17 protein-coding genes and 2 pseudogenes are annotated in these 25565 nt (G+C 70.1%); 6 read left to right on the top strand and 13 right to left on the bottom strand.

Annotated elements, in window-relative coordinates:
- Nucleotides 1–66 precede the first annotated feature (66 nt).
- Together ABEG17_RS00095 and ABEG17_RS00090 are read left to right on the top strand one after the other, a co-directional pair.
- Nucleotides 67–480, top strand: a complete 414-nt coding sequence (locus ABEG17_RS00095) for a rhodanese-like domain-containing protein (RefSeq protein ID WP_406831219.1) — start codon at nucleotides 67–69, stop codon at nucleotides 478–480.
- Nucleotides 477–1658: an O-succinylhomoserine sulfhydrylase gene (locus ABEG17_RS00090; RefSeq protein WP_406831218.1), complete on the top strand. Its 1182-nt coding sequence runs from the start codon at nucleotides 477–479 to the stop codon at nucleotides 1656–1658. Before ABEG17_RS00095 ends, ABEG17_RS00090 begins: the two co-directional genes overlap by 4 nt.
- A 181-nt stretch (nucleotides 1659–1839) precedes the next feature.
- On the opposite strand, the gene ABEG17_RS00085 is transcribed toward ABEG17_RS00090, so the two are convergent.
- The 3 genes from ABEG17_RS00085 to ABEG17_RS00075 all read right to left on the bottom strand — a co-directional run bounded on the left by ABEG17_RS00085 (nucleotide 1840) and on the right by ABEG17_RS00075 (nucleotide 3926).
- A complete protein-coding gene (locus ABEG17_RS00085) occupies nucleotides 1840–2382 on the bottom strand; it encodes a nitroreductase family protein (RefSeq protein ID WP_406831217.1) in 543 nt (180 codons plus the stop codon).
- 168 nt (nucleotides 2383–2550) lie between these two features.
- Nucleotides 2551–2961 carry an MmcQ/YjbR family DNA-binding protein gene (locus ABEG17_RS00080; RefSeq protein ID WP_406831216.1) on the bottom strand — a complete coding sequence of 137 codons (411 nt, stop codon included), beginning with the start codon at nucleotides 2959–2961 and terminating at the stop codon, nucleotides 2551–2553.
- Between the two features lie 185 nt (nucleotides 2962–3146).
- Nucleotides 3147–3926 (bottom strand): hypothetical protein, encoded by a 780-nt coding sequence (locus tag ABEG17_RS00075; RefSeq protein WP_406831215.1) that lies wholly within the window; start codon nucleotides 3924–3926, stop codon nucleotides 3147–3149.
- Nucleotides 3927–4477: 551 nt separating this feature from the next.
- Here ABEG17_RS00075 and ABEG17_RS00070 point away from each other — a divergent pair.
- Complete coding sequence (locus ABEG17_RS00070) at nucleotides 4478–4669, top strand: hypothetical protein (protein ID WP_406831214.1); 192 nt, start codon at nucleotides 4478–4480, stop codon at nucleotides 4667–4669.
- Between the two features lie 628 nt (nucleotides 4670–5297).
- Here ABEG17_RS00070 and ABEG17_RS00065 read toward each other — a convergent pair.
- The 6 genes and pseudogenes from ABEG17_RS00065 to ABEG17_RS00040 form a co-directional block, all read right to left on the bottom strand.
- Nucleotides 5298–6254, bottom strand: a complete 957-nt coding sequence (locus ABEG17_RS00065; protein ID WP_406831213.1) for a hypothetical protein — start codon at nucleotides 6252–6254, stop codon at nucleotides 5298–5300.
- Nucleotides 6244–6741 (bottom strand): RNA polymerase sigma factor, encoded by a 498-nt coding sequence (locus ABEG17_RS00060; RefSeq protein ID WP_406831212.1) that lies wholly within the window; start codon nucleotides 6739–6741, stop codon nucleotides 6244–6246. The genes ABEG17_RS00065 and ABEG17_RS00060 overlap by 11 nt, the downstream gene beginning before the upstream one ends.
- Nucleotides 6742–6843: 102 nt before the next feature.
- Nucleotides 6844–7515, bottom strand: coding sequence for a hypothetical protein (locus tag ABEG17_RS00055; protein ID WP_406831211.1), 672 nt, complete (start codon nucleotides 7513–7515; stop codon nucleotides 6844–6846).
- Nucleotides 7516–7792: 277 nt separating this feature from the next.
- Nucleotides 7793–8119 (bottom strand): annotated as a pseudogene (locus ABEG17_RS00050) (HAD family hydrolase); the annotation flags it as partial.
- A gap of 57 nt (nucleotides 8120–8176) precedes the next feature.
- On the bottom strand, nucleotides 8177–9274 hold the full coding sequence (locus ABEG17_RS00045) for an SLC13 family permease (RefSeq protein ID WP_406831210.1): 1098 nt from the start codon (nucleotides 9272–9274) through the stop codon (nucleotides 8177–8179).
- A 13-nt stretch (nucleotides 9275–9287) separates the two neighbouring features.
- Nucleotides 9288–10037: a YaaA family protein gene (locus tag ABEG17_RS00040; RefSeq protein WP_406831209.1), complete on the bottom strand. Its 750-nt coding sequence runs from the start codon at nucleotides 10035–10037 to the stop codon at nucleotides 9288–9290.
- 62 nt (nucleotides 10038–10099) lie between these two features.
- On the opposite strand from ABEG17_RS00040, the gene ABEG17_RS00035 reads away from it, so the two are divergent.
- Entirely contained in the window at nucleotides 10100–11548 is a 1449-nt protein-coding gene (locus ABEG17_RS00035) for an RNB domain-containing ribonuclease (RefSeq protein WP_406831208.1), read from the top strand.
- A gap of 98 nt (nucleotides 11549–11646) precedes the next feature.
- Entirely contained in the window at nucleotides 11647–12291 is a 645-nt protein-coding gene (locus tag ABEG17_RS00030; protein ID WP_406833248.1) for a hypothetical protein, read from the top strand.
- A 56-nt stretch (nucleotides 12292–12347) separates the two neighbouring features.
- Here the strand turns inward: ABEG17_RS00030 and ABEG17_RS00025 are convergent.
- The 3 genes and pseudogenes from ABEG17_RS00025 to ABEG17_RS00015 all read right to left on the bottom strand — a co-directional run.
- Nucleotides 12348–12830 (bottom strand): annotated as a pseudogene (locus tag ABEG17_RS00025) (lytic murein transglycosylase); the annotation flags it as partial.
- A gap of 438 nt (nucleotides 12831–13268) precedes the next feature.
- On the bottom strand, nucleotides 13269–17960 hold the full coding sequence (locus tag ABEG17_RS00020) for a multicopper oxidase domain-containing protein (RefSeq protein WP_406831207.1): 4692 nt from the start codon (nucleotides 17958–17960) through the stop codon (nucleotides 13269–13271).
- Nucleotides 17957–18544 carry a hypothetical protein gene (locus ABEG17_RS00015; RefSeq protein WP_406831206.1) on the bottom strand — a complete coding sequence of 196 codons (588 nt, stop codon included), beginning with the start codon at nucleotides 18542–18544 and terminating at the stop codon, nucleotides 17957–17959. Before ABEG17_RS00015 ends, ABEG17_RS00020 begins: the two co-directional genes overlap by 4 nt.
- Before the next feature lie 91 nt (nucleotides 18545–18635).
- On the opposite strand from ABEG17_RS00015, the gene ABEG17_RS00010 reads away from it, so the two are divergent.
- Complete coding sequence (locus tag ABEG17_RS00010; protein ID WP_406831205.1) at nucleotides 18636–20105, top strand: copper resistance CopC/CopD family protein; 1470 nt, start codon at nucleotides 18636–18638, stop codon at nucleotides 20103–20105.
- Between the two features lie 201 nt (nucleotides 20106–20306).
- Here the strand turns inward: ABEG17_RS00010 and ABEG17_RS00005 are convergent, their stop codons facing one another.
- On the bottom strand, nucleotides 20307–25565 hold the full coding sequence (locus ABEG17_RS00005) for a peroxidase family protein (protein WP_406831204.1): 5259 nt from the start codon (nucleotides 25563–25565) through the stop codon (nucleotides 20307–20309).

The raw sequence follows: 25565 nt of genomic DNA, 5'->3' as shown, positions 1-25565 counted from the left end.
GAGACGACCCGCCCACCATGTGGCAGGGTCGTCTCGCCATGTGGCGGTCCGTCCTACCCTTGGCCCATGAGCTACGCAGGAGATGTGGCGCCTCGCGAGGCGTATGCCGCGCTGGCAGCCGACGACGACGCCGTCCTCGTCGACGTGCGCACCAGCGCCGAGTGGAACTACGTCGGTCTGCCCGACCTCACCGCCGTCGGCAAGAAGGTCGTCTGCGTGGAGTGGCAACGCTTCCCGGACGGTGCGGTGAATGGGGACTTCGTCGAGCAGCTGCGCGACGCGGGCCTGCCCGACGGCGCCCCGATCTACTTCCTGTGCCGCTCCGGCGTCCGGTCGGTCGCGGCGGCCGAGGCGGCCACGGGGGCCAGCCTCGAGCCCAGCTACAACATCACCGAGGGCTTCGAGGGTCCGCACGACGACCAGGGCCACCGCGCGGTGTCCGGGTGGAAGAACTCCGGGCTGCCGTGGAGGCAGGGATGAGCGAGCCCGTGTCGTTCCGCCCGGACACGGTCGCAGTCCGCGGGGGACTGAGCCGCACCAACTTCGACGAGACGTCCGAGGCGCTGTTCCTCACCTCGGGGTTCGTCTACGAGAGCGCCGAGCAGGCCGAGGCGGCGTTCAAGGACGAGGTCGACCACTTCATCTACTCCCGCTACGGCAACCCGACGGTGTCGATGTTCGAGGAGCGGCTGCGTCAGCTCGAGGGCGCCGAGGCGTGCTTCGCCACGGCCTCGGGCATGTCGGCGGTGTTCGTAGCGCTGGCCGCCCTGTTGGGCCAGGGGGACCGGGTCGTCTCCTCGCGGGGACTGTTCGGGTCGTGCTTCGTGATCCTCGACGAGATCCTGCCGCGCTGGGGCGTGGAGACCGTGTTCGTCGACGGGCCCGACCTCGACCAGTGGCGCGAGGCCCTGTCCGTGCCGACGCAGGCGGTCTTCTTCGAGACCCCGAGCAACCCCATGCAGGAGCTCGTCGACATGCGGGCGGTGTCCGACCTGGCCCACGCCGCCGGGGCGCAGGTCGTGGTCGACAACGTCTTCGGCACCCCGGTGTTCTCCAAGCCGCTGGACCACGGCGCCGACGTCGTCGTCTACTCCGCCACCAAGCACATCGACGGGCAGGGCCGCACCCTGGGCGGCGCGGTGCTCGGGACGTCCGAGTTCGTCAACGGGCCGGTGAAGAACCTCATGCGGCACACCGGTCCGGCCATGTCGCCGTTCAATGCGTGGGTGCTCGTCAAGGGCCTGGAGACGCTGAGCCTGCGTGTGCGCCAGCAGGCCGCCAACGCCCTCGCCGTCGCGCAGGCGCTGGACGCCCACCCGTCGGTCACCACGGTGCTCTACCCCTGGTTGCCGTCGCACCCCCAGCACAAGCTGGCGCAGCGGCAGATGCTCGGTGGCGGCACGGTCGTGACGTTCGAGCTCGACGGCGGCAAGGCCGAGGCCTTCGCCCTGATGAACGCGTTGCGGGTGGTCGACATCAGCAACAACCTCGGTGACGCCAAGTCGATGGTCACCCACCCGGCGACCACGACGCACCGCCGTCTGACGCCCGAGGCGCGGGCCGCAGTCGGCATCACCGACGGCACGGTCCGTATCTCGGTGGGGCTCGAGGACCCGCAGGACGTCATCGACGACCTGCTCCGCGGCCTCCCTGGCTGACACCGGACGTCGACGGGGCGGAGGTGCAAGTCGCTGCGGCCGCTGACCTTTCGCACGTCAACGGCGAGCCGAATCTTGGCGGGTCAGCTTGGTCCTGGGATTGATGACGATGGTGCACCGGGCGAGCTGCTCCTGCTGATGCTCGACCATGACGTCGGCCTTGCTTGCGGCGTCGCGCCGGTCACCACGCTCCGCGGTGCACGACCTCGTCGAAGGGGCGTCGGTTCAGCCGGTTGATCACGGCCAACGGCTTGTCCGACGGATAACCGACCGAGAGCATGTAGGCCAGGAATCGTCCCTCAGGAAACCCCAGAACGTTCCTGGCCTGGTCCTGGTCAGCGGCTGCGGCATGGCCTGTGCCGACACCCAGGTCGGCGGCGGCGATGGTCATCGCATAGGTGGCTTGGCCGAGGTCGTACTGGAGCAGCTCTGACTGCCGAGCGTCCTTCGGCTCGGGAGCGACGATCGCGATCGCGGCAGCCGCTCCGGCGACATGCTGCGCCCCCTGCCAGACCTTCGCCAGCTCGACCAGCTGCGCTCGATCCGTGACGAGCACGAAATCCCAGGGCTGCCAGTTACCCGCCGACGGGGCACGCCGCCCGGCCTCGAGGATGCGGTCGAGCGCCTCGTCGGGGATTGGCTGCTCAGTGAAATGCCGAACATTTCGTCTCGCCCGCAGGGCGTCCCAAGTCTCCACGTTCTCATCGTGCGCCTCGAACCCCATTCGTGGCGACCCTCTGCCGTGCCCGCTGTTGCCGAGCTGACCGCCGCGTACATACCCGACCGCCCTGCTCGCGGCGCAAGGACGTAGGCGAGGGGTGACGTTCCCCGGCGTGATCACGACGCACCACCCGGCGGTCACGGGTGTTTGGGCCCTACAGATGGCATGCACCTACCCTCTTAGCCGCCCCCTCAGCCTCTGAGGAGCGCTACACCGGTAGCTCTCGGTCACGAGTTCGGCCACCTCGTCCCAGTCGGTGTCCTTGTCGAGGACCATGCCGACGGCGGTGGGCGACCATGGTGGCTGGTAGAACGGCGGTCCGGCATGGGTCAGGGCCGCCAGCTCGTCGCCAGATGACCGGAAGGTCAGCACGGTGGTTGGCTCGGTCACACCGGTGACGTCGCGGTAGGCCGATGTGTAGCCCTCCTGGGCGACCAGGACGTGCGCAAAGGTCTTGCTCCGGACCCGCCACCTCACGCCGGTCCAGGCGTCCTCCTCATAGGCCTCGGGGAGTGCCAGAGCCGTGGAGGCAACTCGGGCGACCACGTCGCCGGGAGGCTCGATGCGCGGCGACCTCGGCATGTAGTGAGTCTCTCAGCGGATGCCGACAAATAATCGTCGATTGCTTCCTGATCAGCAGGGCGCGCCGCCACCATGGCTAGCGCCTGTCTCGCGGCGAAATGACGCCCGACCAGGTAATCGCCTTCGTGGTGTTCGCGCCATGCGCGACGGCTGGGTGGGTGACCCTTGAGTAACGACGCGCGCCGTCAGCCGCCCCCGAGGGAGGCCAGGAGCGCGGGCACCGGGTGCACCGACGTGCTCACGTTCGCCAGTGCCAGCAACAGGAAGAGGCCTCCGGAAGCGCCATACAAGATGGTTTGGACGAGCCACGTCTGCTGTGGGGACCGGTCCGGCCCACGGAGACGCCATCGGCGCCAGACCGCGCGCAGGGCCACGGCGGAGAGCAAGCTGCCCGTCGCAGCAGCCAGGACCGCGAACACCGCATGGTAGAGCGTGAAGTCGCCCAGGAGCTGGCTCGCGATGCCTCCAGCGGGTGAGGGCGTCCCGGACGGCACGACCTCCCGCAGGTGGCTCAGAACCACCTCCAGCTCACCTGTTGCATGGGCGGCCGGCAGCAGCGACGCCACTGACGCGAATGGAGCGGCCGCGCCCTGCACGTTCGCGAGCAGGACGGTGAGCGCTCCGAGGAGCCAGACGATCACCCCGCTGTAGACCGACAGCAGGAGCCACCGGCGACGACCGCGTCCGGCGGCCTCCACCCGACAGCGCACTGTCGAGGCCAGCCCCACGAGAGCCAGCACCAGCAGGCCGGCGATGACCGCCTTGAGGAGGTGGAACTCCCGCCACAAGGCGGTCAGCTCGGCCAGCGCCTGCGAGTCAGCCACGGGACCCGACAGGTCGGCGTGGAGGAAGGCCGATTCTGAGGCCGCCACGAGCTCGGACTCCCCGCTGTAGCCGCGGCTGGAGACGAGGCCAGCCGGTGCAAGGAAGACGGCCGGCGTGAGCAGGGCAGCTGCCCACAGCATGAGGTAGAGGCGCCTCGGTGCAGGGGCTCTCAGGGGACGGGCTTCCGCAGGCGCGGCCCGACGTGCGGGCTTCCGACCCCGCGCCATCCAGCGACTCGCCAACGCACGCGCCGGGCGCCCGGTGCGGACAGGGAAGGCGCTCGACGGCGCCGCGGCTGATGTCATAGCAGTCACTAGAGGTCCTTTCTCGACGGAGCTATTACGCCGTAAGCACGGTAGTTACTCGGAAAAGGTCGGCACCCGTGAGCACAGTGGAGTCAGGGATGAATCAGGGGCAACCCCTACACCGCGGTTCGCTGACGGTTCAGAGCATCCTCGAGGCGGCGATGGCACTCGCCGACGAGGGTGGGTTGTCGGCACTGTCCATGCGGGCCCTCGGGCGGCCCCTCGGCGTGGAGGGCATGGCGGCTTCACTTCGCGAACAAGGACGCGCTGCTCGATGCCCTGGTGGACCAGGTCTTCCGCGAGATGGCCCTCCTCGAAGGTGAGGATTGGTGAGTCGGGCTCCGCACCAGGTCGGTTTCGGAGCGCTTGGTCCTGCGTCGGCACCCTTGGGCCTTCGGTCTGGTCGAGTCCCGGGCCGCGCCAAGTCCGATCACGCTCGGGAGCACCAGGGGCCCAGCCCGTATCCCAACCTCGACGCGATCATCACGGAGGTCGTCGACGCCGGGTATGACTTCGCCGACGAGTTCGACGTGGGTCTCGACCTGCTGCTGGACGGAATCGGGGCCTTGCGAAGGTGAGCGGTGGCGGGCTGGCCCAACAACTCACCGGCGTCCCACGCGTCAGGTGGCGAAGGGACGGACCTTCGGTACCGCCAAGTAAGTCACGCTTCTGGACGCCACGCAGCTACCGCCCCTTTGGTCGCCCAACCGAGTCAGTCGGCATATGGCGGTGGGGGCGATCAGTCCTCCGGGGCGCTGGCACGTTCAGCCCTTTGCATCAATGACCCCGCCAGGGCGGAACCCAACGCCGGCAGTCCGAGCAGGAGCAGTGGAGCGCCCCAGACCCGGCTGACAGACAGTGGACCAACCGAGATGCACGTATCGCTGCAGTATGTGCCAAGTCGGCCGAGTGGACCGAGGTCTGAGCAGTTGCATGGCTCACCCCACCAATCCCAGGCCAAGTTGGCAACCGCGATGCCCAATGCGACGCAGCCGACGGCCACCGCGATCAAGACCGCAACATAGGCCCAGCGCCCAACTTTGCGGATCCTCATCGACGGCACGCTACCGAGTCGCAAGCGCCCCGAACAGGTCTGAGAAAATCGTCGCTCGATCACTCTCGTGACCCTGAGTGGTTGACAGGCGCACGAGAGAGCGGCGCGCCCCGGTGTCTGAGCGCAACACCTACGGCGCAGAAGGACGCGGGTCAGGGCATCCGCTGCCAGATGCCCTCGAGTACGGCTCGTTCCTCCGCGCTGGTTGGAGTCGGCCGTAGCCCTTCGACGGGAACGACGTTGCGCGTGGTGAGGGTGTCGCCCTGGATCGACCACTCGATGGCCGTGGCGCCGTTCTGAACCCATCGGCCGAGAGCGTCGTAGGTGACAGTGCCCTGGTCTCCGATCTCGAGGCCGCCCTGGTCAGTCTCGACGAAGATGAACCACCGACTTCCGGCGAACTCGATGACGAACCGGCTCCTCCCGTCGGTGAACCCGTTGGAGGCCAGCCACGCGGCATCGGGGTGGAACCCGAGGGCGTTCAGCTGGCTGGCCGTGACGTCCCGCGCCCACCGGGCTTCCGGGATCCGGGGTCCGGTGTAGGCAAAGACGTCGGTGGAGATCCACGTCGTCGTGGTGAAGAACGCGACGCGCGCTGCGCAGGGGTCACTTGCCAGCTGGAATACGAGGTGATCCCCGCGTCGACTTGCCGTGTAGCGCCCGGAACCACGGCCCTCACACAGGTTCTCATTGAAGACTTCGGTTCGCAGGTGCCGACCGTCGACCGCGCCGATCGCCTCAGGCACGCCCTTGCCGTATCTATTGGGTGCGGTCGCGACCAACTGACCGTTCGCATCGAGTTCGAGCGCCCAACGGCCGGATGCCTGCGGCGCGCCGGGCACCGTGGTGACGAGCCCGGCATACCCACCCTCAAACGTGGTTGAGGTGCGGCCGGCAGGCGGCCCCAGCGTCTCGTTCCCGTGCCACACCACGGGCAGCGCCACGGCTGCGCAGGCTGCCGCTGTCATTCCAGCGATGGCGGCCCAGCGCAGTGCCCGGCGGCGTCGGTGGGCGGCGAGGGCCTTGCCGAGGATGAGCTCGACGTTCGGTTCGGCAAGGGCAGTGGCATTGGCGGTCAGTCCCGTGCGCAGGCGGTCGTCAACGGACATCGGACCCGACCTCCTCTCCGAGAGACTGCGCGAGCCGCGAGCGGGCGCGGTACAGGTGCTGCTTCACGGTCGACTCGGACACTTGCAGCGTGCGGGCGATCTCGAGGACGGGCCGGTCCTCGAAGTAGTGGAGGACAACGACGGCACGCTGCATGGGAGCCAGCTGCTGGACGGCCCGCAAAACGTCGGGATCCGGCGCCGCAGCCACGGCTGGCCGGAAGGGCTGGGCCCTGGCCTCCTTCACAGGGCGGCGCGCTTCTCGACCGACATGACGCACGGCCATCCGGATGGCCACCTTGCGGACCCACGCCTCGGGTCGGTCGTAACCCGCGATGGAGCTCCAGTTCCCGAGCAGCTTGATGAAGGCGTCCTGGGTGACCTCTTCTGCCACAGCCTGGTCGTGGACGATCAGGTACACGGTGCGGGTGATGGAGGTGAAGCTGGCGCGGAAGACCCACTCGTAGTCACGTCGGTCATCCGCCTGCATCGCATCCCCCAAACGTAGGTGGAGAACCCCGACTCAGCCTGGAGTGGGCGCAGGCGTAGCACCACCCCCGAATGGGCGAGCGTGTCATGACGTGCCGAGTCCTCACGGCGTGGCGGTGGCGGCCTCGCACACCAAGGAGACGAAGGTGTCGTCAGGCAGGACCTCGGAGAACGGGACATCGACGTACCGCATGCTGACGCCGTGGTCGGTCACGTGGCCGGTGAAGGTGCCCACCACGCCGGGCGGCTCGATCACGGTGCCGACTGCGCGCCACAACGGTGCTCCCTGGGCCGAGCGGATGTCGTACAGCACGCCGTCGGTGGTGATCGTGCGCGTCGCGTCGTCACCAGGAACGCCGTAGTGCTCCTGGAAGCGGATCGTCGTCGAAATGGACCCCGTGGCCGGCCCCTGCGGTGAGGTGCTGAACCAGTCGACGTCATTGCTCTGGAATGAACGGTCGTAGTTGAGGTAGTTCCAGTCGTAGAACCGGGTCTGCCGACGGCGTTCGTCACGGGCGTTGTACACGGGCACGGCACACGGGAAGTCGGTGAGTTCCCAGTCGAACGTGAGGTGTCGGCTCCCCGTGCACACGGGCCCTGTCTGCTCCGCCTTGCACGTCCACGGGGTGAAGGTCGGGCTCAGAGTCGGAACCAGCCTCGACTCGTCGACCGGGCCCGGTGGGGCCTGTGCGCTGGCGGTGGTCGGCGCGGCTATCAACGCCAGTACGGACACGGTGGCCACGACTGCGGCGCGGAGACTGCTCGTGCGGTTCATGGGGTTCCCTCCCGGTGCCGTGCGCAACGGTCGCACGGTCTACCTAGGAACAGACCTGACGAGCCGCCTAGGTTGACGCCGGTGGCGCACATCCGGTCACCACCGTCGAGGAGCGAAGCCGCCTCGCGGTGGAATGGGGAACCTCCGCCCATGGGTGTGAGGTCACGGGTCAACGTTGAGGCTTGCCTGAGCCACAGCGTTCGATGGCAGGCGCCAGGTACGCCATGTCGGTGATGACCTCGTCAGCGTCCTGCAGCGCGGCCTCGGGCGTCAGGCGTCAGGCCCGCGTACCCGATGCAGCGCAGTGCAGCGGACAGCGCTGCCTGAACCCCGCAAGGGCTGTCCTCGACGACGACGCCTGCACAGCGGCGCGCCCCATCCGATCTGCGGCCAGCCGGAACAGGTCCGGGGCGGGCTTGCCCCGGTGCACGTCCTCGGCGGGGTAGATGCGACCTTCGAACAAAGCGCGTAGACCGATGAGACCCAGGGTGAGGGTCATCCGGGCATGGCTTCCGGACGAAGCTACACAGGTGGCCGAGCCGGCCTGCTGCAACGTCTCGATCGCCAGTCTCACGCTCGGTACTTCCTCTAGGCGGTTGGAGGACTCGGTGACGTAGGCAGGGCGACGGTGCTAGCAACCAACGGTCCAGTGGCCGGAGCGTCAGCCCGCGAGGGCGAGCGCGGCGACCGAGAGACCGGCGGCCACGAGGGCGCACACCAGCCCCTGGACGGCCAGCGTCCAGGGCTTCACGCTCAGGCCGCGGGCGCGGCACCGCTGCGCCCAGAGCAGCGTCGCGAGGGACGCCCACGGCGTCACCAGGGGTGCGACGTTGACACCGATGAGCAGGGCCATGAGCCGCTGGGGGGCGTCGGAGGCGACGGACTCGAGGGCGATGTAGGCGGGCAGGTTGTTGGCCACGTTGGCGGTCAGCGCACCACTGCCGGCAACGCGCGCGAGGTCCGCGGGCGCCGTACCCGAGCCGGCCAGCGACTCGAGCACGGGCTGCAGGCCGTGGCGCAGGGCGACGTCGATGACGACGAAGAGGACTGCGACGCCCAGGGCCATCTGCCACGGCACGGAGAGCCGACTCAGCGACCGGCGGTCGCGCACGCCTAGGGTGACGACCAGGACCACCGCAGCCACGGACGACACCCAAGCGGGGGAGAGCCCCAAGGCGAAGAGCGGACCAACGGCCAGGCAGACTCCGCCGGCGATGCGGAGCATCACGGGGTCGTGCGGCTCGGGAGGGGCGTCGGGCTCGTAGCGTCCGCGAAGGTCCTTGCGGTTGAACACCCACAGCACGATCAGGGTGCCCACGACGGCCGCCAGGGCCGGCGCGGCCGCCAGGCGGACGTACCCCGCGTGGCCGACCCCGAGCTCGTCGAAGTGGTGCAACGACAGGAGGTTCGACAGGTTGGAGACCGGCAGCAGCAGGCTGGCGGTGTTGGCCAGCCAGAGCGTCGTCATCGCGAACGGCAGTGGCGAGATGCCCAGCTGCGCGGCGATCGCGAGCCCCACGGGCGTCAGCAGCACCGCGGTCGTGTCGAGGCTGAGGAACACCGTGCAGACGACGGCGAGGAGCACAAACAGCAGCCACAGCAGGAGCACCCGGTGCCGCCCGGCCCGGGAGGTCCAGTGGCCCGCGACGTCGAACACGCCTGCGCCGTCGGCGATCTCGGCCACCACCGTGATGGCCACGAAGAAGACCAGGACCGGTGCGACACGGGAGAAGAGGTCGGCGAGCTCGGTGCCGCTCACGAGACCAGCGCCCTCATGCGCGGGCCGTGGCGTCGAGCACCCAGGGCCGGCCGGCCCTCGGTGGTGGCGTCAGCGAGACCTCGAAGGCGTCGGTGAGGACGTCGACCAGCTGGGGGACCTTGCGCACGTCGCGGCCCACCTCGCACAGGTGCCGGGCCACCAGGCCGCGGGTGTGCTTGGCCATGTGGGTGGCGCCCGGCACCCGGACCTGCACCCAACGGTCGGCCAGCGGGCCCTGCGGAGTCCACGCGGCGGCATACGTGCTGGAGCGGCAGTCGACCACGAGCCCGCGGCCGGCGGCCTCCGGGAGCACCTCGGAGAGCTCGGGCTTCCACGCGCTGGCGAGGGGGCCGACACCGGGCAGGTTCACGGCCATGGAGAGCCGGTAGGGGGCGATGGCGTCCGTGGGGCGCACGGCGCCGTAGAGCGCGGACACGACGACGAGCCACCGGTTGGCGCGCCGCTTGGCGGCGCCGTCGAGAGAGCCGTGGTCCAGGGCGTCGAAGAGGACTCCCGAGTAGACCTGCGAGGCCGGGGACGACGGGGCCGTCCGGAGCGTGGTGTTGCGGGCGATCTCCCGCGTGAGGTTGGGGCTCACACCGAGGACGTCCGCGGCGTCGGGGTGGGCGCTCACCGTGGCGACGGCCGCGGCGACAGCGCGCCGTGTGTCGGTGAGCTGGGGGAAGCTCAGCCGGTCCGGGTCGACGGGGCGACCACGGGTGCGGCCCGTCTTCGACTCCGACGGGGGCAGCAGGATCAGCACCGGGTCAGCCTAGGTCTCTCGTCCGACGGGTGCCGCGCCGGTCCACTGGATAGGTTGACGCAATGCCCATGCGACGAATCCAGGTCGAGAAGCCGGTGGCCGAGCAGGCCGTCACCCAGTCCGCGGAGCTGCAGGCCCGGTTCGACGCGGTCCGCGCCCAGAACGCGGTGCCGGAGGCGTTCCCATCCGAGGTGGAGGTGGAGGCCAAGCAGGCGGCGGGGTCACCCGACCTGCCCGAGCGCGACGAGACGGCGGTCGCCTTCCTCACCATCGACCCGCCCGGCTCGATGGACCTCGACCAGGCGCTGCACATCGAGCGCGACGGTGAGGGCTACCGCGTGCGCTACGCGATCGCGGACGTCCCGGCGTTCGTCCGCGCGGGCGGTGCCGTCGACATTGAGACCCGCCGGCGTGGCCAGACCATCTACGCCCCGGACCACCGCACCCCTCTGCATCCGCCGTCGATCAGCGAGGACGCCGCTAGCCTGCTGCCGGAGCAGGTGCGTCCTGCCTTCGTGTGGGACCTGCGCCTGGCCGCCGACGGCTCGACCACCGCGACGAGTCTCTACCGTGCCATGGTCCGCAGCACCGACAGGTTCGACTACGACCAGGTGCAGAAGGCGATCGACGCCGGCGGCGCCGACGAGCGGCTCGAGCTGCTCAAGGAGGTCGGCACCCGCCGGATCGAGCTCGAACGCAAGCGCGGTGGAGCGAGTCTGCCGATGCCCGAGCAGGAGGTCACCGAGGACGAGGGCGGCCACTACCGCCTGCACTTCCGACCGCCGCTGGACGCCGAGGACTGGAACGCCCAGATCTCGCTGATGACCGGTATGGCGGCAGCCGACCTGATGCTCGGGGCCAAGGTCGGCATCCTGCGCACCATGCCCGCGCCGGACGAGGGCGCGATCGCACGGTTCCGCCACGCGAGCCGGGCGCTGGGGGTCGAGTGGCGCAAGGACGTGCCGTACGGCGAGTTCCTGCGCACCCTGGACCGCACCAACCCGAAGCACCTGGCCCTGATCCACGAGGCGACGGCGTTGTTCCGCGGTGCCGGCTACACACCCTTCGACGGGTCGGTCCCGCAGGAGTCGCAGCACGCAGCCGTGGCGGCGGCCTATGCGCACGTCACCGCGCCGCTGCGGCGGCTGGTCGACCGGTTCGGCCTGGCGATCTGCGAGGCGATCAGCACCGGTGCGCCCGTGCCCGCCTGGGCCCGCGAGGCACTCCCGTCGCTGCCCGAGGTGATGGCGGCCTCGGACAAGGTGGCCGGCGCGGTGGAGCGCGGGTGCGCTGACGCCGTCGAGGCGGCTGCCCTGGAGGACCGCGTGGGAGAGGTGTTCGACGCCATGGTCGTGGACCAGCGGGAGAAGGGTCGCGCCGTCGTCCAGGTCCAGGAGCCGGCCGTCCTTGCGAACGCCTCCGGTGAGAACGACCTCGGGACACGGGTGCGGGTGCGCCTCACCGAGGCGACCATCAGCACGAGCACCGTCCGGTTCGAGATCGTCGACTGACGGGCGCGGGTCCTCGACCCGTGCAGGTGCTCGGGCCGAGGTGACCGTTCGCCCCAGGTGACCGTCAGCCCGCCGTGGGTCCCTCGATGCTTGTCGTCGTGGCGACCGGGCCTGCCGTGCCGGCGCCGGTGGCCGACGTCGTGGTCGACGACGGGGACGCGCACGGGTCGGGGGTGGTCGTCGTGCTGGTCACGGTGGGATCCGTGGTGGTCGACGTCGTGGTGGTCGTCGTCGTGGTGGTGGTCGTCGTCGTCGTGGTGGTCGTCGTCCCATCGGTGCTCGGTGTTACCGGGCAGGTCGTCGTCGTGCTGGTGGTCGTGCTCGTCGTGGTGGTGGGGGGACCGGTCGAGGTGGTGGGGCCGGTCGTCGTCATGGGCGGCGTCGTGGTCGTTGCGGTCGTCGTGACCGGTGGGCTCGTCGGCCCGGCGGCGGTCGTGGTGACCGTGGTGGGGGTCGTGGTGGTGGTCGAGCTGGTGGGGGAGGAGCTGGTCGTCCCGGAAGTGACGCTCGACGTGGTCGAGCTGCTGGGCGTGCCAAGCAACCTCGGGCCCGTGCCCGACGCGCCGGTGCGAGACGAGCCAGTGCCCGACGAGGCGGCGCGCACGGGTGGGCCCGAAGGCGGTCCGACCAGCGGACGCAGCACCACCGAGACCGTCACCACCGAGCGCGGGAATGGGCCACCGGGGGTCACGGTCTTCATGAGGAGCAGCACGTCGGCGAGGTACGTCGCGGAGTGGTTGTAGGACAGGATCGCCGACCGCAGGCCGGCGGGCGTCGCCAGGTCGCGCCCCCCGGCGCACAGGTATGCAGCCGCGGAGTATGCAGCGTCCTCGACGTTCTGCGGGTCGCTGATGCCGTCGTGGTTGCCATCACGGCCCCAGCGCTGCCACGTCGAGGGGATGAACTGCATCGGGCCGACCGCACGGTCCCAGACAGGGTCGCCGTCATACCGCCCGCCGTCGGTGTCCCGGATCGCTGCGACGCCCCTGCCGTCCAGGACCGGCCCCACGACGCTTGGCACCGCCCGGTGCCGGCTGTCCAGGCCACGTCCCGCCAGGGAGCCCGACTCCACCTGGCCGATCGCGGCGAGGAGCTGCACCGGCAGCCGGCAGGCGGCCGGTGCCGAGGCGCGGGCCGACCGGTAGGCGGCCCAGAGGACGTCCGGGATGTCGGTGGCCGTCGCCAACGTGCCCGACTGCGGGATGCCGGCTCCCGTCTCCAGGGCTGCGGCCAGGGTCGAGACCTGCCGCGGGTCGGCCAGCACCTGGTCGACGGCCAGCATGCTGCTGGTGCGGTCACCAACCACGAGGTCGCGCGAGGAGACGTCCCAGCCGTCGACGCCGGACGTCGAGCCCTGGCCGGAGGCCGTTGGTGGCGCCGACGCCCTCGACGCACCCTGCGTGCCCCCGCCGGCGAGCAGGGCAGCGCCGAGTGCCGCGACGGTCACCGCCGCGATGAGCGGGCGGCGCACCGGGATCCGCACCACGCGGGGCGCGCTCCGCTTGTCTGGTTCGGCCATCAGTCCTCCCCGCTGGGTTGGCCGTCGAGCCGCCGGACCGCGAGCTCGCGGTCGGCAGTCTTTGGCGATCGTAAGACGGGTCTGCGGCGATGACGACCCCCCACGGGGACGAGATCTCCTACGGGTGGTGACGGAGGTGTCTCGCCGGACCGTGGTGTGCCGTCACCGGGTGCGACAGCCTCGGGCTGTGTCACGACGGCCTCAGCAGGTGCTTCCGTCGACGAGCAGGATCGGGCAGGTGGCGGTCGACGGGGACAGGACCCGTTGGAGACCCCAGATGCCGACCGCGGTGAACGGCCGCCGGAGATCACCGTAGAAGTAGTCACCGGGCACCTCGGCGGTCCCTCCGGCTCCGCCGACCACATTCAGGTCATAGGTCTCCCACGGCGCCATACCCTGCGCGGTCAGCCAGGGGGAGCGGCCGACGAGGGGTTCCTGCTCCCAGCGGAAGCCGCCCAGGCTGAATACGTGGTTGTTCTCGCTGCCCGGTGCCATGAGGACGTGGACCACCTCGGGATCGCCCGCAAAGGCGGTGAGGTAGGGCACCTTGCCGGGGTTCCTGAACGACGTGGCGCCGTCACCTACCGGGGCCGCGAGATAGCTGATGTTGGAGCGGCCAGCAGTGGCGCTGGTCGGGTACGGCATGAAGTCCTGTCCGATCTGGGCGTCGTTGTCGGCGACGGTCACCGTGAAGTCGCGGTAGTCCTGCGGGGAGCCACCCGGGACGTGCACGATGACCTGGCCGCCGAGGCTCTTGGCCTCCCCCGTCACCGGGTCGCTGAACTCGGTGCTCAGCCCCGGGACCTGTGAGGCGGGGGCCACCACCATGACGCCGTAGAGGCCGTTCTTGAGGCGACCGTTGGACGCGAGGTCGCTGACGACCGCGGATCCCACCCGGTGCTCCGGGACGTAGTAGACGTAGGAGCGTGTGGCGTTAGGCGCGGTGTTCTGGTCGGTCGAGAACCCGACGTTGACACCGCCCGAGCCCGCCTCCCGATGCATCTTCCCGACGGCGAACCCCACCGGGCTGCCGAGCAGGTTGGTGAGGTGCACCGTGACGCACTCGCCTGCCACGACGTGCATCACGAGGGGGACCGGGACCTTGAGCCGCGCCTTGATCGACGCCACGTCCTCGTTGGGGACGTATGCCGTGCGGCCGCCCGAGACGTTGCCCGACCGGTCCATCGCGCTGAGGTCGAACTGCCGGGTCGGGGCACCCAACGGGCACGGGTTGCCCGGGGACGTCGTCGGAGGAGGTGCCGCCCCCGTCGACGTCGGTTCGGTGTACTCCGTGGCCGGGGTGTTGCCGGGGAGCGGGCGCAGGGAGCCGACCCGGCCGGGGAGGACGCGCACGATGCCCCAGGCGCCCTGCTGGGTGCGCAGCTCGGTGCCGTTGGCATAGAGGTAGTCGCCGGCGGGGAGCGCCAGCGCGGGGTCGGTGCCGCCGATCACGAGGCTGTCGCGCTCGCTGACGCCGGCGTGCACGGTGTCGACGATGCTCGCCCTGGTCTCGCGCACCTCCTGGGTGGTGCGGCCGCCGACGAAGTGCAGCGAGTCGACGGTGGGGGAGACGCTGATGGACCGGACGACGAGCGGGTCCCCGGGGTACATCCGTGGCAGTGGGGTCACGGGGTCGCCGTACTTCCACGAGCTGAACTGGTTGGCCTTGTCGAGCCGCGCCGAGAGGGGGTTGGCACGCAGGTTGAGCGTGGACCAGCCCGAGGCGTCGTTGTCGTTGATCGTCCACAGGACGAGCTCGCGGAAACTGCCGTCCACGACGCCCGGGACCAGGGGGTTCGAGGTGTGGATGTCGACCACCGTCCCCGAGTCGACCTCGGCGCCCGTAACCGGGTCGTGGTAGGTCGAGCCGGAGGGCTCCACGATGAGTTGGCCGACGAGGCCGTGGCCCCAGCCGTGGATGCCGTCCACGTGGTCGTGCCAGAAGACGTTGTCCAGCGTCACGTCGGGGTACCAGCGGTACTGGATGAACTCGGTGCCCGCCGACTCCGCGGACGCGTGGTCGGAGCGCAACGGACTCGTGAGGGTCACCGTGCCGGCAGCGGTGTCCACGGACGCGACCTGGTGAACCTCGATGGACTCGAGCCCTTCGCCGACGGCGAGCCACGGGTGCGAAGGGAGGCCGTTGGCGTCGGTTCCGTTGAACTTGGCCACCGACGACAGGCTCAGGACCGTGTCGCCCTCGTGGGCGGCCACGACGAGCTTCGGGTCGGTGACGGTGTACGGACGGACGCTGTGCTCGTAGGCGAAGCCGGCCGAGACCCCATCGGAGCCTTGGACGTCGAACTGCACGTGGTGGATGTGCATGCTGGCCTTGGAAAACTTGTCGAACGCCGAGGCATCGGGGATCTCGTTCGTGAGGGTGATCGCCACACAGTCGCCGGTGTTGGCGCGGATCGCCAAGGGGTCGGAGCGGGTTGGGTCCGCGAGGGTAGCCGCCTTGTCCTTGGCGAGGACGAAGAGCTTGCCGTCGGGGTCGTTGACGGTCGGGCTGCGCGGGATCGTCTTGCCGATGGCCACGACGTTGTAGGTGCGCAGCTGTCGGTTCTGGGGGCAGAGGGCGTCGTCGCGTCCGCCCCAGGGGTCGGTGGAGTCGGTGGATGCCTGGTAGTTGTTGGCGCCGAGCCACGGTGCTCCCGAGTGGCCCGCCGGCGTGAACGGTGGTCGCTTCCCGATGTTGGTGCGCAGCAACGGGTACGCGGGTCTGCCGTTGAGGGGGTTGAACAAGATCGCCGGGCGCGAGCCGACCAGGTGCCCGACGTCGACGGCGAGCAGGTTGGGTTGCCCCTGCACCACCTGCACGGAGTCGGGGAACACCGTCGGGTCGGCGGGCGCGCCGAGGTAGACCGGCGCGGTCGGGGTCCCTGCGACCTTCCAGTCCCACACGGTCGGGTCCTGGCCGCCCTGCGGGATCCCGGACGGCGGGAGCTGCGGACGGATCCAGTCGTCGAGGTTGTCCTTGGTCAGGGTGGTGCCGTGGAAGGTCCTGCCGAGCAGCCCGGCCGAGTCCACCGCGGCGGGCGGTGCGGGACGGTCACCGAGCGGCACGAGGTCCGGTTGCAGCGTGTCGAACACCCGCCACAGCCCCCACATGCCCGACGTGTAGTGCTTGGCGATGTGGCAGTGGAAGAGGAAGTCGCCGGTGCTCTGCTGGACGCCGCCCGCGCCGCCCTCGATCTCGAGGTTGTAGGACTCGCCGGGCCCGATCGACTGGGAGTCGAGGCGTTGGGACTGCGAGCCGGTCTCGGGGTCCTTGTACAGCCCCGTCCTGGCGTAGCTCATGGCGTCGTCCGCGACGGGGTTGGCCCGCCACCGGTCGCCACCGCCGTGCAGGTGGAAGACGTGGAACTTCTCGGCTCCCACGTGCATGAGGCGGATCTTCGTGGGGTCGGCGAGGTAGCCGCGCATCATCGGCGTCGCGGGCTCACCGAACGTGTACGAGCTGTACGAGTGCGACTTCTCCCTGGGAAACGCGAGCAACCGGTTGCGAAACGGCTCCGAGCGGTAGTTCAGCGCGAAGGCCCCGGGGCGGTAGCTCCCGGTCGTGTCATCCACGAGAGGGATGTCGACGCCCAACTTGTTCTTGAGCAACTCGTTGTCGTTGCCTATCTCGTGGTGCAGCAGTGCCGCCTCGCGGAACCCGCACGTCGGCATGGTCGAGGATGGTTCGCACGCCGCATCGGTCCCGGACGGCTTGATGATCGCCTCCCAACCCGACGCCAGCGGTAGGCCCGCGGTCGTCGGGTCCCAGTAGGTGGAACCCTTAGGCTCGACGACCAGGGCGCCGAACAGGCCGTGGTTGACCGCGGCCCGGAACCCCGGTCCCGGGTGGATGTAGTGGCCACCCTCCTCGCGCGGGTCGTCGGGCACGCTGAAGCGGTAGGTGCGGCTGGCGCCCTTGGGCACGGTCGCCGTCGGGTTCGCACCGAGGGTGTTGCCGGACGACGCGATGGTGAACTCGAGGCCGTCGACGTGGAAGCCGTACGAGCCGGTCGACGACTGGTTGGTGTAGCGGACCTGGACGCAGTCGCCCTCGTTCGCTCGGATCACCAACGGCTGTATGGCGTCGCCGTGCAGCCCGACCGAGACCTTCTGCGAGAGGGCTTGGGCCTTCACGGCTGCGACCTGGCTGGTGAGCGTGTAGATCTTGCCCTTCGGGTCGTGGTCACCGAAACGGTTGAGCGGGGTGTCGACGTCCATCGCGGTGACGTCGAACACCTTGTCGGCCGCGCCCCCGGCGAAGCAGCTCACAGAGCCCGGTGAGGGCGCCGCAGACGCGGGGACGGACGTGGCGGCCGCGGTGGCCACGGCCACGGCGGCGACCGCCAGCCCGGCCACCGCGCGACGGCTCCGGGCCGGGCGGTGCAGCGCCAGCCGGAGGAGCCGCGGGAGCTGGGGCAGGAGCAGGACCGCCGCGGCGAACGGGAGGTAGGCGACGAGCAGGGAGGCCGTGTCGGCCAGCAGGCCGACGACGGGGAGGCCGCCGCTGCCCGTGTCGAAGAAGGTCGCACGGATGCCGTTCCCCGCGGCGGCGGCCAGTGCGGCCGTCATGGCGAGCTGGAGCGTCACGAGGACCAACGCCGAGCTGGGATCGGTGTCGGCAGCGCGGTGCCGCCCGGGACCGCGGTCGTCCCCGCGTCCGGCGCTGCGGTGGCGGGCCAGCACCGTGGGGACGGCGAGGACGAGCAGGGGCAGCAGGAACCCGGTCACCGGGAGGCCGTCGAGGACGGCCACTGGCGACAGCTGACCCTGCGTCCCCGCCTGCTCGAGCCATCCCAGCCACAGGGCACCGAGCACGGCGAAGGCGCAGGCGACGAGGACGTCCGTCACGATGCGGGGTACGAGTCGGCCGGCGGGACGTGGTGAGTGAGTCATGGCTTGACCTGCCTCGTGACGGTGGTGCTGGGGAGCGGTGGTGTGGTCGAGGGCGGACCCGAGGTCCCGTGGTCGTGCGTCGCGTCGGCTCCGGCGGTGTCGACGCGCAGGAGGGGCACGGCTGGCTGGTCCGCGGCGGTGAGACGCAGCTGCGCACCGTTCCGGGGCACGACGTACGAGATGGCGCCCTCCAGGTGGCCACCAGGGCGGAGCCTTCCCCGCTCCATCGACCCGGCGACCGGGTCGAGGCGCACCCTGCCGGCCACCGCGTGCAGGACCGAGGTGTCGTACGTCGCCCCCTTCTCGGGCGCGGACACCTCGAGGGTCACCCGGACCAGGGCCCGGTCCGTGGTGACGAGGCTGTTGACCCCGTGGGACATGCCCCCGAGGTCGGCGTCGCTGAGACCGCTGACCTGTTCGGCGTGGAGCACGCGGTAGGTGATCCCGTTGACCTGCAACGTCATCGGGTCCGACGGACCCCGGACCACCGCAGCCACGTGGCGGACCCCGAGCGCCGTCGCCGACAGGACGAGCAGCGCCACCAGGGCCACCCGCCACAGTCGGGAACCGACCACGTGGGACATGCCCCGATGGTCGCGCCGCGACCTTGGGCAAACCTTTGGGGTCAGCCGTGCGGCGGAGTTCATACGCACACACCGCGGCTACGCTCCGTTCGTGGCCTCCCGGCGAGGGCTCCGTGGTCCGGGCGCCACCGCAGCCGCGGTGGTGCTGTGCTGCTGCGCGATGCTGTGGTTCACCGCCACGGCCGCGCACGCGCACGCACAGCTCGTCCGGAGCAACCCCGCAGCCGGGTCGGTGGTCGCGGTGGCGCCCCGTACCCTCACGCTCACCTTCGGTGAGCAGGTGGAGGCGGTCGACGCGAGCATCGACGTCTACGACGACCGGTTCGCGCCGGTGGACGTGGGCCCGGCCCGGACGGCACCCGGCGACCCCCTGACGGTCGGGGTCTCCCTGCGCCAGGGGCTCGGCCGGGGGACGTACTCGGTGGCGTGGCGGGTCAGCTCGGGGGACACCCACCCGGTGGCGGGTTCCTTCCGGTTCTCGGTGGGTGCCCCCACCGACGTGCGGGGCTCGCTCCCTGACCCCGGGCGGAACGAGGGTGTGGGGATCCTCCTCGGGGTGCTGCGGTGGAGCGGCTTCGTGGGAGCCGCGCTCGGCCCCGGAGCGGTGGTGGGAGCCCTGGTCGTCTGGCCCGAGGGCCTCGGTCGCCGGCGACTGCGCACCGTCGTCGTCACCGGCCTGGCCCTGCTCGTCGTGAGCACGGCCGGGGGGATGTTGCTCCAGGGCGTGTACGCCAGCGGTCAGCCGCTGTCGGCGCTGTGGCGTTCGCCGGAGTCCCTGGACAGCCACTCCAGGCGGTTCGACCAGGTGTATGCCGTGCGGAGCTACCTGCTTGTCGCCGCTGCCGTCGGGGTGACGGCCCTCCTCGGTCTGCCAGCGCCCGTCCGCGACCGGTGGCGTCGTCCCTGGGTGGTCGTGGCAGGGGTGGCCACGACGGCGCTGCTGGCGACCTGGCCCCTCGTCGGGCACTCCGCGGTGCCCCCGGGCGAGGGCGTCGCGCTGGTGGTCAACCTCGTCCACATCGCCGCGATGGTCGTGTGGCTCGGAGGTCTGGCAGTCGTGGTGGTGGGACTGTTCTGCGATCGGGAGACCATGGTGCGCAACGGACTTCGCCGGTTCTCCGTGATCGCGCTCACGAGCGTCGCGGTGCTCGTCACATCCGGGGCGGTGCTCGCGTGGCGTGAGGTGGGCAGCCTGGATGCACTCACCGGCACGGTGTTCGGCCGGGTCCTGCTCGCCAAGACCGGGGCGGTCGGTGTCCTGCTGGTGGTGGCGAACCTCGCCCGACGGTGGGTGGCCGGGATGGTCGTCGCGGGTGGCTGGGCCCCCGCCCCCGCCTCTACCTCCTCTGGAGCGGCCCTTGCTGGGCCTGCCCCCACGGCCGGCCGGGGTTGGAAGGGGTTCACCCGCGGGCTCGTCGTGGAGCTGGCCCTCGCTGGCGTGATCCTGGCCCTCACCGCCGTGCTCGTCGCCGTCGTGCCTGGGCGCCAGGCCGTCGTCGACGTACCGGGCACTTCCACCTCACAGGGAGGACCGGAACCCCTCGGTTCCTCCTCACACTGACGTCCGCCACACGCAGCCGGGGTCTGGGCGGCCGCGCCGCCGAGCCCGGCACGTCGTGGACCTGACGTGCCGGGCTCTGTGTGGCTGGGTGCGGTGCCCCGGACCCAGTGAGGGAGGGGGTCCGGGGCCCGCGGATGTGGGGTGGTGACTGGGACGGCGAGGTCCGGGGGAGCAAGGTCCCCCGGACCCGTGCCGCTCATGTCACCGTGCGACCACAGTGTTGGACTTCGCCGACGGGAGGCTGTCCCCGAGGGCGTTGATGGCGACCACCTCGAACTGGTAGTTCCCGGCGGTCAGGGTGATCGTCCGCGGGGTGACGGTCCCGTTGAACGTCGTCTGGCTGAAGAACGACGTGCTGCCGTCGGCCGCGACCCGGTAGGCCACCACTCGGTAGTTCGTGATGGCCGAACCACCGTTGCTGGCCGGGGCCGTCCACACCGCAGTGGCGTTCACCGCGCCCCCGGCCGCGCCCGAGAGGGCAGTGCCGATGGTCGGTGCGCCGGGGATGGTGGCCGGGGTCACCGTGTTGGAGTTCGCCGACGCCGCGCCGGTGCCGTTGGCGTTGACCGCCAGCACCCGGAAGTTGTACGCGGTGCCGTTGGTGAGTCCGGTGACGAGGGTGCTCGGCGTGCTGCCGCTCACCGTGTCGGTCCGGACGAGGACGCCACCACTGCGGACCTGGACGACCCACCCGGTGACGGGTGACCCTCCATCACTGCCGGGGGTCCAGCTCAGGCTGACGCTGGCGTTGCCCCTGACGGCGATGACGTTCGTCGGTGCACTCGGGATGCCCACCGGGGTGACCGAGTTGGACGGTGCCGAGAGCGTGCCGGGTCCGAAGAGGTTGTTGGCACGAACCTGGAAGGTGTAGGTCCTCCCGGTGACGAGGCCGGTGACCGTGCGGCTGGTGGCCGTCCGGGCGATGCCGGTGACGGTCTGGGTGACCACTCCACCGGAGCTCACCACGACGTCGTACGACGTGATCGGGGAGACCCCCGCAGCGAGGACCGGAGCGGTCCACGTCACGGTGGCGGAGCCCGTCGTGGTGGTGCTGGGCGTCGTCGTAGCGGCGACGTTGGTGGGTGCGCCGGGCGTCGCGGTCAGCACGACCTGGTCGGTGAACTGCAGGCGCTCGATCCCGCGGAGGGTGTCGATGCCGTCAGAGACCTTCTGGGTCGTCCTGTTGACCGCCCCGGTCTGGGTCACCGTGAGGCTGCCGTTGGCGTTGCGCACCACCGTGAACGACGCCCTCGGGGCCAGGAACACCGCCGTGTCGACGCCGGTGTCCCCGGTCGGGGCCGGCACGATCTCGCGCACCGTGACCAGCTGTCCCGGGTCGAGCGTCCCGTCGAAGATCGCCTGCTGCAGCGTCTTGCTGTTGCCGGCCTGGTAGGTGCCCTCCATCAAGGTGGCGGAGCCGATCTCGGGCCCGGTGCCGTCCTTGTTGGTGCGCACGCTGATCCGCACCTGTAGAGCCCGGTCTCCGTCGATGATGTCGTCAGCCCCACGACCGGTGATCGTGTCGCTGCCGCCACCTCCGAGGAGGATGTTGCCCTCGCCCCAGATGGGTCCGGAGAGCGGGCAGGTGCCGGCCGCCGAGGCGGCGACCACCGGAGCGAGGTCACCGGTGAGCGGCTGCGGCACGATGGCCGAGAGCCCGCTGATGCGGTTGACGCCAGCCTGGTCGAGCACGTTGCATCCGGCGAACCCGGCGCCTCCGAGCACGGCAGGCACATCGTCGGTGCCGCGGATCACGTCGTCACGAGCTGACCCGGAGTCGGCCTCGACCTCCTGCCAGCGGTCGCGGTTGACGACCACCTGGATCGGCAGCGGGCCGAGGTTGTTGTTGATCGCCATGTCGTCGTCGGCGGCGACGGTGTTGTACTGGTGGATGGCCCAGTCGAACCCGGCGGCACCGGCGTTGCGGTCGACGAACGAGTTCTGGCTCATGATGTCGTCGCCACCCTCGGCGTCGTAGTCGTTCTCACCGACCTGACCCACGAACACGTCGTGGCCGGGGCTGGTCTCGGCAGGGTCGTCGAAGAACGGTGCGGCGTGGTCACCGATGAGCAGGTCCTGCCCTGCGCCACCCTGTAGCCAGTCGTCGCCTCCGTCGCCGAAGGCCGTATCGGTACCGGCGCCCGCGATGACGAAGTCGTCATCCGGTCCCGCGAACTCCTCGTTGTCGTTGGCACCGCCGTTGAGGAAGTCCTTGCCGTCGCCACCCATCATGATGTCGATGCCGTTGCCGGCGTCCATGGCGTCGTTGCCGGGGCCGCCCTTGAGGACGTCCGCTCCGCCGGTGTCGGTGACGCGGTCTGCGCCGTCACCACCGATGACGACGTCGTCACCGGAGTTGCCGTCGAGCCAGTCGTCTCCGTCGTTGCCGAGGATGGTGTCGTTGTCGATACCGCCCTTGACCCGGTTGGACGTGCCGTCGCCGTTGTAGACCGACTGGCCGTTGATGCCGGACGGGTCCACCGAGTTGATCAGCTTGTAGGTGATCTGCCCGTTGGCCGACCGGGTGAGCAGCGCGGTCTCATCGCAGTCGGTCGTCGGGTCGTCGGCCACTGCGGCGCCGAACTGCGTGAAGCCGGCGGCGGTGTTGGCCAGGTTGCCCATCTGGAACTTGCAGTCGGCGGTGGCGAACGCGTCCTGCTTCAGGGTGTGCGTGTTGTCGGTGTTGCGCATGACCATCTCGGCGAAGCTGTTGCTCTCGAGCTGGGTGCGCAGGTTCATCCCGGGGGTCCGGGCCAGGTAGTAGAACCGGTCCCCGTTCTGCAGGTTGGTCATCGACGTCTCGAAGACGTAGTTGAACGTCTTGCCGAGCAGGCCGCCGTTGATGTCGGTCGCCTCGGCGAGGCCACCCACCCAGAGGTCGACCTTGTTCAGCCCGGTCTCGACGTTGGCCCACGCGCCACTGCCGTTGATGAAGTCCATCTCGTCCTGGGTCGGGCTGATCCCCAGTCCCGGGTCGATGATCTTCTGCGCCGCGGCGCGCTTGGCGGTGTAGGTCGTGGCGTCGACGATCGTCGGGTACGACCCGTAGGCGGCCACGAAGTTCACGAGGGACTCCGGGTGCTTGAGGTTGTTCCCGAAGTCTGCCCAGCTCGTGTAGGGAGCCAGCTGTCCGTCGTTGGTGACCGCGTTGATCTGCCGACGCAGGTCGTTGAGGGTCGGGATGCCCTCGGAACGGGCCCGGGTCATGTTGAGCGTCGGGAGGTCGAGCGGCAGCCCCAGCAGGTTGTTGCGCAGGGTGTCGGTGACGAACTCGTCGATCTCCTGCCCGACCTGGTCGGACATGCCCATGATGATCCCGCCGGCGGCGGCCTCAGAGCTGATCGTGGCGCCGTTCTGGTCCCGGTTGAACTCCGGGGGGTTGAGGAACCCGTCGAGCAGCTTGATGTCGTAGTGCCGCGGTGGCGAGGTCGACCCGGTCGGCACCGGCGCGGAGCGGTCGATGGTCTCGGTGAGCATCGAGTGACCGAAACGGTATACGGCGTGGGCGAACTCGGCCGGGATCGTGGGGTTCACGTCGCTGTGGTAGACGTGGAACGGGTCGATGGCCGGCTGCACCTTGCGGGCGAACTCCTCGAACACCAGGTGCTGGTACTCCATCTCGGTGACGAAGCGGGCAGCCTGGAAGAGGCGCTGGCCGTAGTTCCACCCTGCGGGGCCGGTCGTGCGGGTCCACTGCTGGAGCACCGTCTGGGGGACCTTCGTGGTGAGGGTGTTGTTGATGTCGGCGACGAGGCGGTCGTGCTCGGAGTGGAAGATCTGGTGCACCGTCGTCAGGGCGATGTTCTCGTTGACGCGACCGTCACCGGCGGTGAAGTGCGCGTCGAGCAGCTCGTCGTCGTAGGTGTTGGCAGCTTGGCCGTCGAGCTGGGTTCCCGCCACGGTGTCGGAGTCGGGGTCCTTGCACCCTGAGGGGCTGTTGACCCCAGGGGTTGTGCAGCGCCCGACCGAGCCGGGGTCGGCGTCGTGGGCGATGTCCGTGAGGAACGGCGTGTGGAAGCGCAGCACGTTCGCAGGCGGCTGGACGGGAGAGGCGAGGTCGCCCTCGACGAGGCCGGTTGCCGTGGCGTACTGGGGCAGTCCGCGGGCCGGCCCCGGGATGAAGTTGCCGTACGGGTCCGTGGCCAGCATGGGGATGTCGGCGACGTCGGTATCGCGCAGCTTCAGGCCGAGGACCCGTGCGGCCTGGTCCTTGGTCGAGGCCCAGGTCGACATGCCGCCCTTGCGAAGGTCGTTCGTGGCCAGTCCGTTGGCCACGCTCGGGCCGCCGAGGAGCCTTCCGGTGTCGATCGGGTGGTTGGCGCCATCGAGCTCGTACTCGCGCAGGAACGCCTGGTGCGAACCGTGCGAGGTGTAGGTCTGGCTCTGGTCCACCAAGGGCGTGTCGGTGTTGTCGGCGTCCTGCTGGTCGTCGGCCGTGCCCAGGATGCCGTCGGCACCGGCGTTGTTCTGGCCGCGGGTCAGCACCATGAACCGCAGGTTCGGGTCGAGGTCGTCCGACGTCCCGAGGACACCGTCCTTGCCGAGGACCAGCGGGTCGTCGTCGCGCAGCGGCACGAAGACGGTGCCGCCGCCCTTGACGGTCTGGTCGACGCCGTGGTCGAAGAACTGCCCGAAGATCGTGAAGAGCCCGTTGGAGGGCGGGGACAGGCCGACGTCGGTCGTGATGTTCGGGATCGACAGGGTCTCGCCGGACGGCGTGCACCCGTCGGGGTTGCCGTTCGGGTCCGCGGCGCTCGGGTCTCCGCCCGGGCCGCACGGAACGACGCCTTTGTTGCCCTGGCTGCGGACCGGGTTGCCCGCAGCCGCGACGGCCGCTGGGTTCTTTGCCGTCTGGTCCACGATGAGGTTGCTGATGACGCGCGGCTGGGTGTCGAAGACCATGTTGCCGGGCGACTTCGCCTTGTAGGTGGTGGCCGACCCGGCGCCGGGGAAGCTGGCCGGGACGCTCTCCGCGTCCTTGAAGTCCGCGGGGGCCATCCGCTGGAACGGCACGTCGGCGGCAGCGAACTTCTCACGACCCGGTACCAGGTTGTTGCACTCGCCCCCGACGGTACGGAGCCCGTATGACGTGAGCACGTCCGGCACCTGCTCGGCGTCGGGGATCCCGTCGTTGGTTTGGTTGAGCAGGCCCTTGCAGGGCTCGGTGGTGGTGGCGGTGGCGGCGTGGCGCTCCGCGATGTTGATCTGCTTGAGGATGAACGAGAGGTCACCGCTGGTGATCGTGAACCCTGCTCCCACCGGCGCCGTGGCCGCATTGGCGGAAAGGCTGGGCTGGAGCAATAGGGCGGCGACGACGGCACCGACGGACCCGATGACGGTCAATCGCGCCGGTCGTCGCAGCGACGTGCTGCGTCGGCGGCCCCTCGGACCGGACCGGATGACCCCGGGGTCCCGGGGTTCGCGGGCAACACGCTCGAACCGTGCGTGGGAACTGGCCAT

The sequence above is a fragment of the Pedococcus sp. KACC 23699 genome (assembly GCF_045348425.1).
In the GTDB taxonomy this organism is placed as follows: Bacteria; Actinomycetota; Actinomycetes; order Actinomycetales; family Dermatophilaceae; genus Pedococcus.
This window is presented reverse-complemented; position numbering and strand designations above follow the sequence as displayed.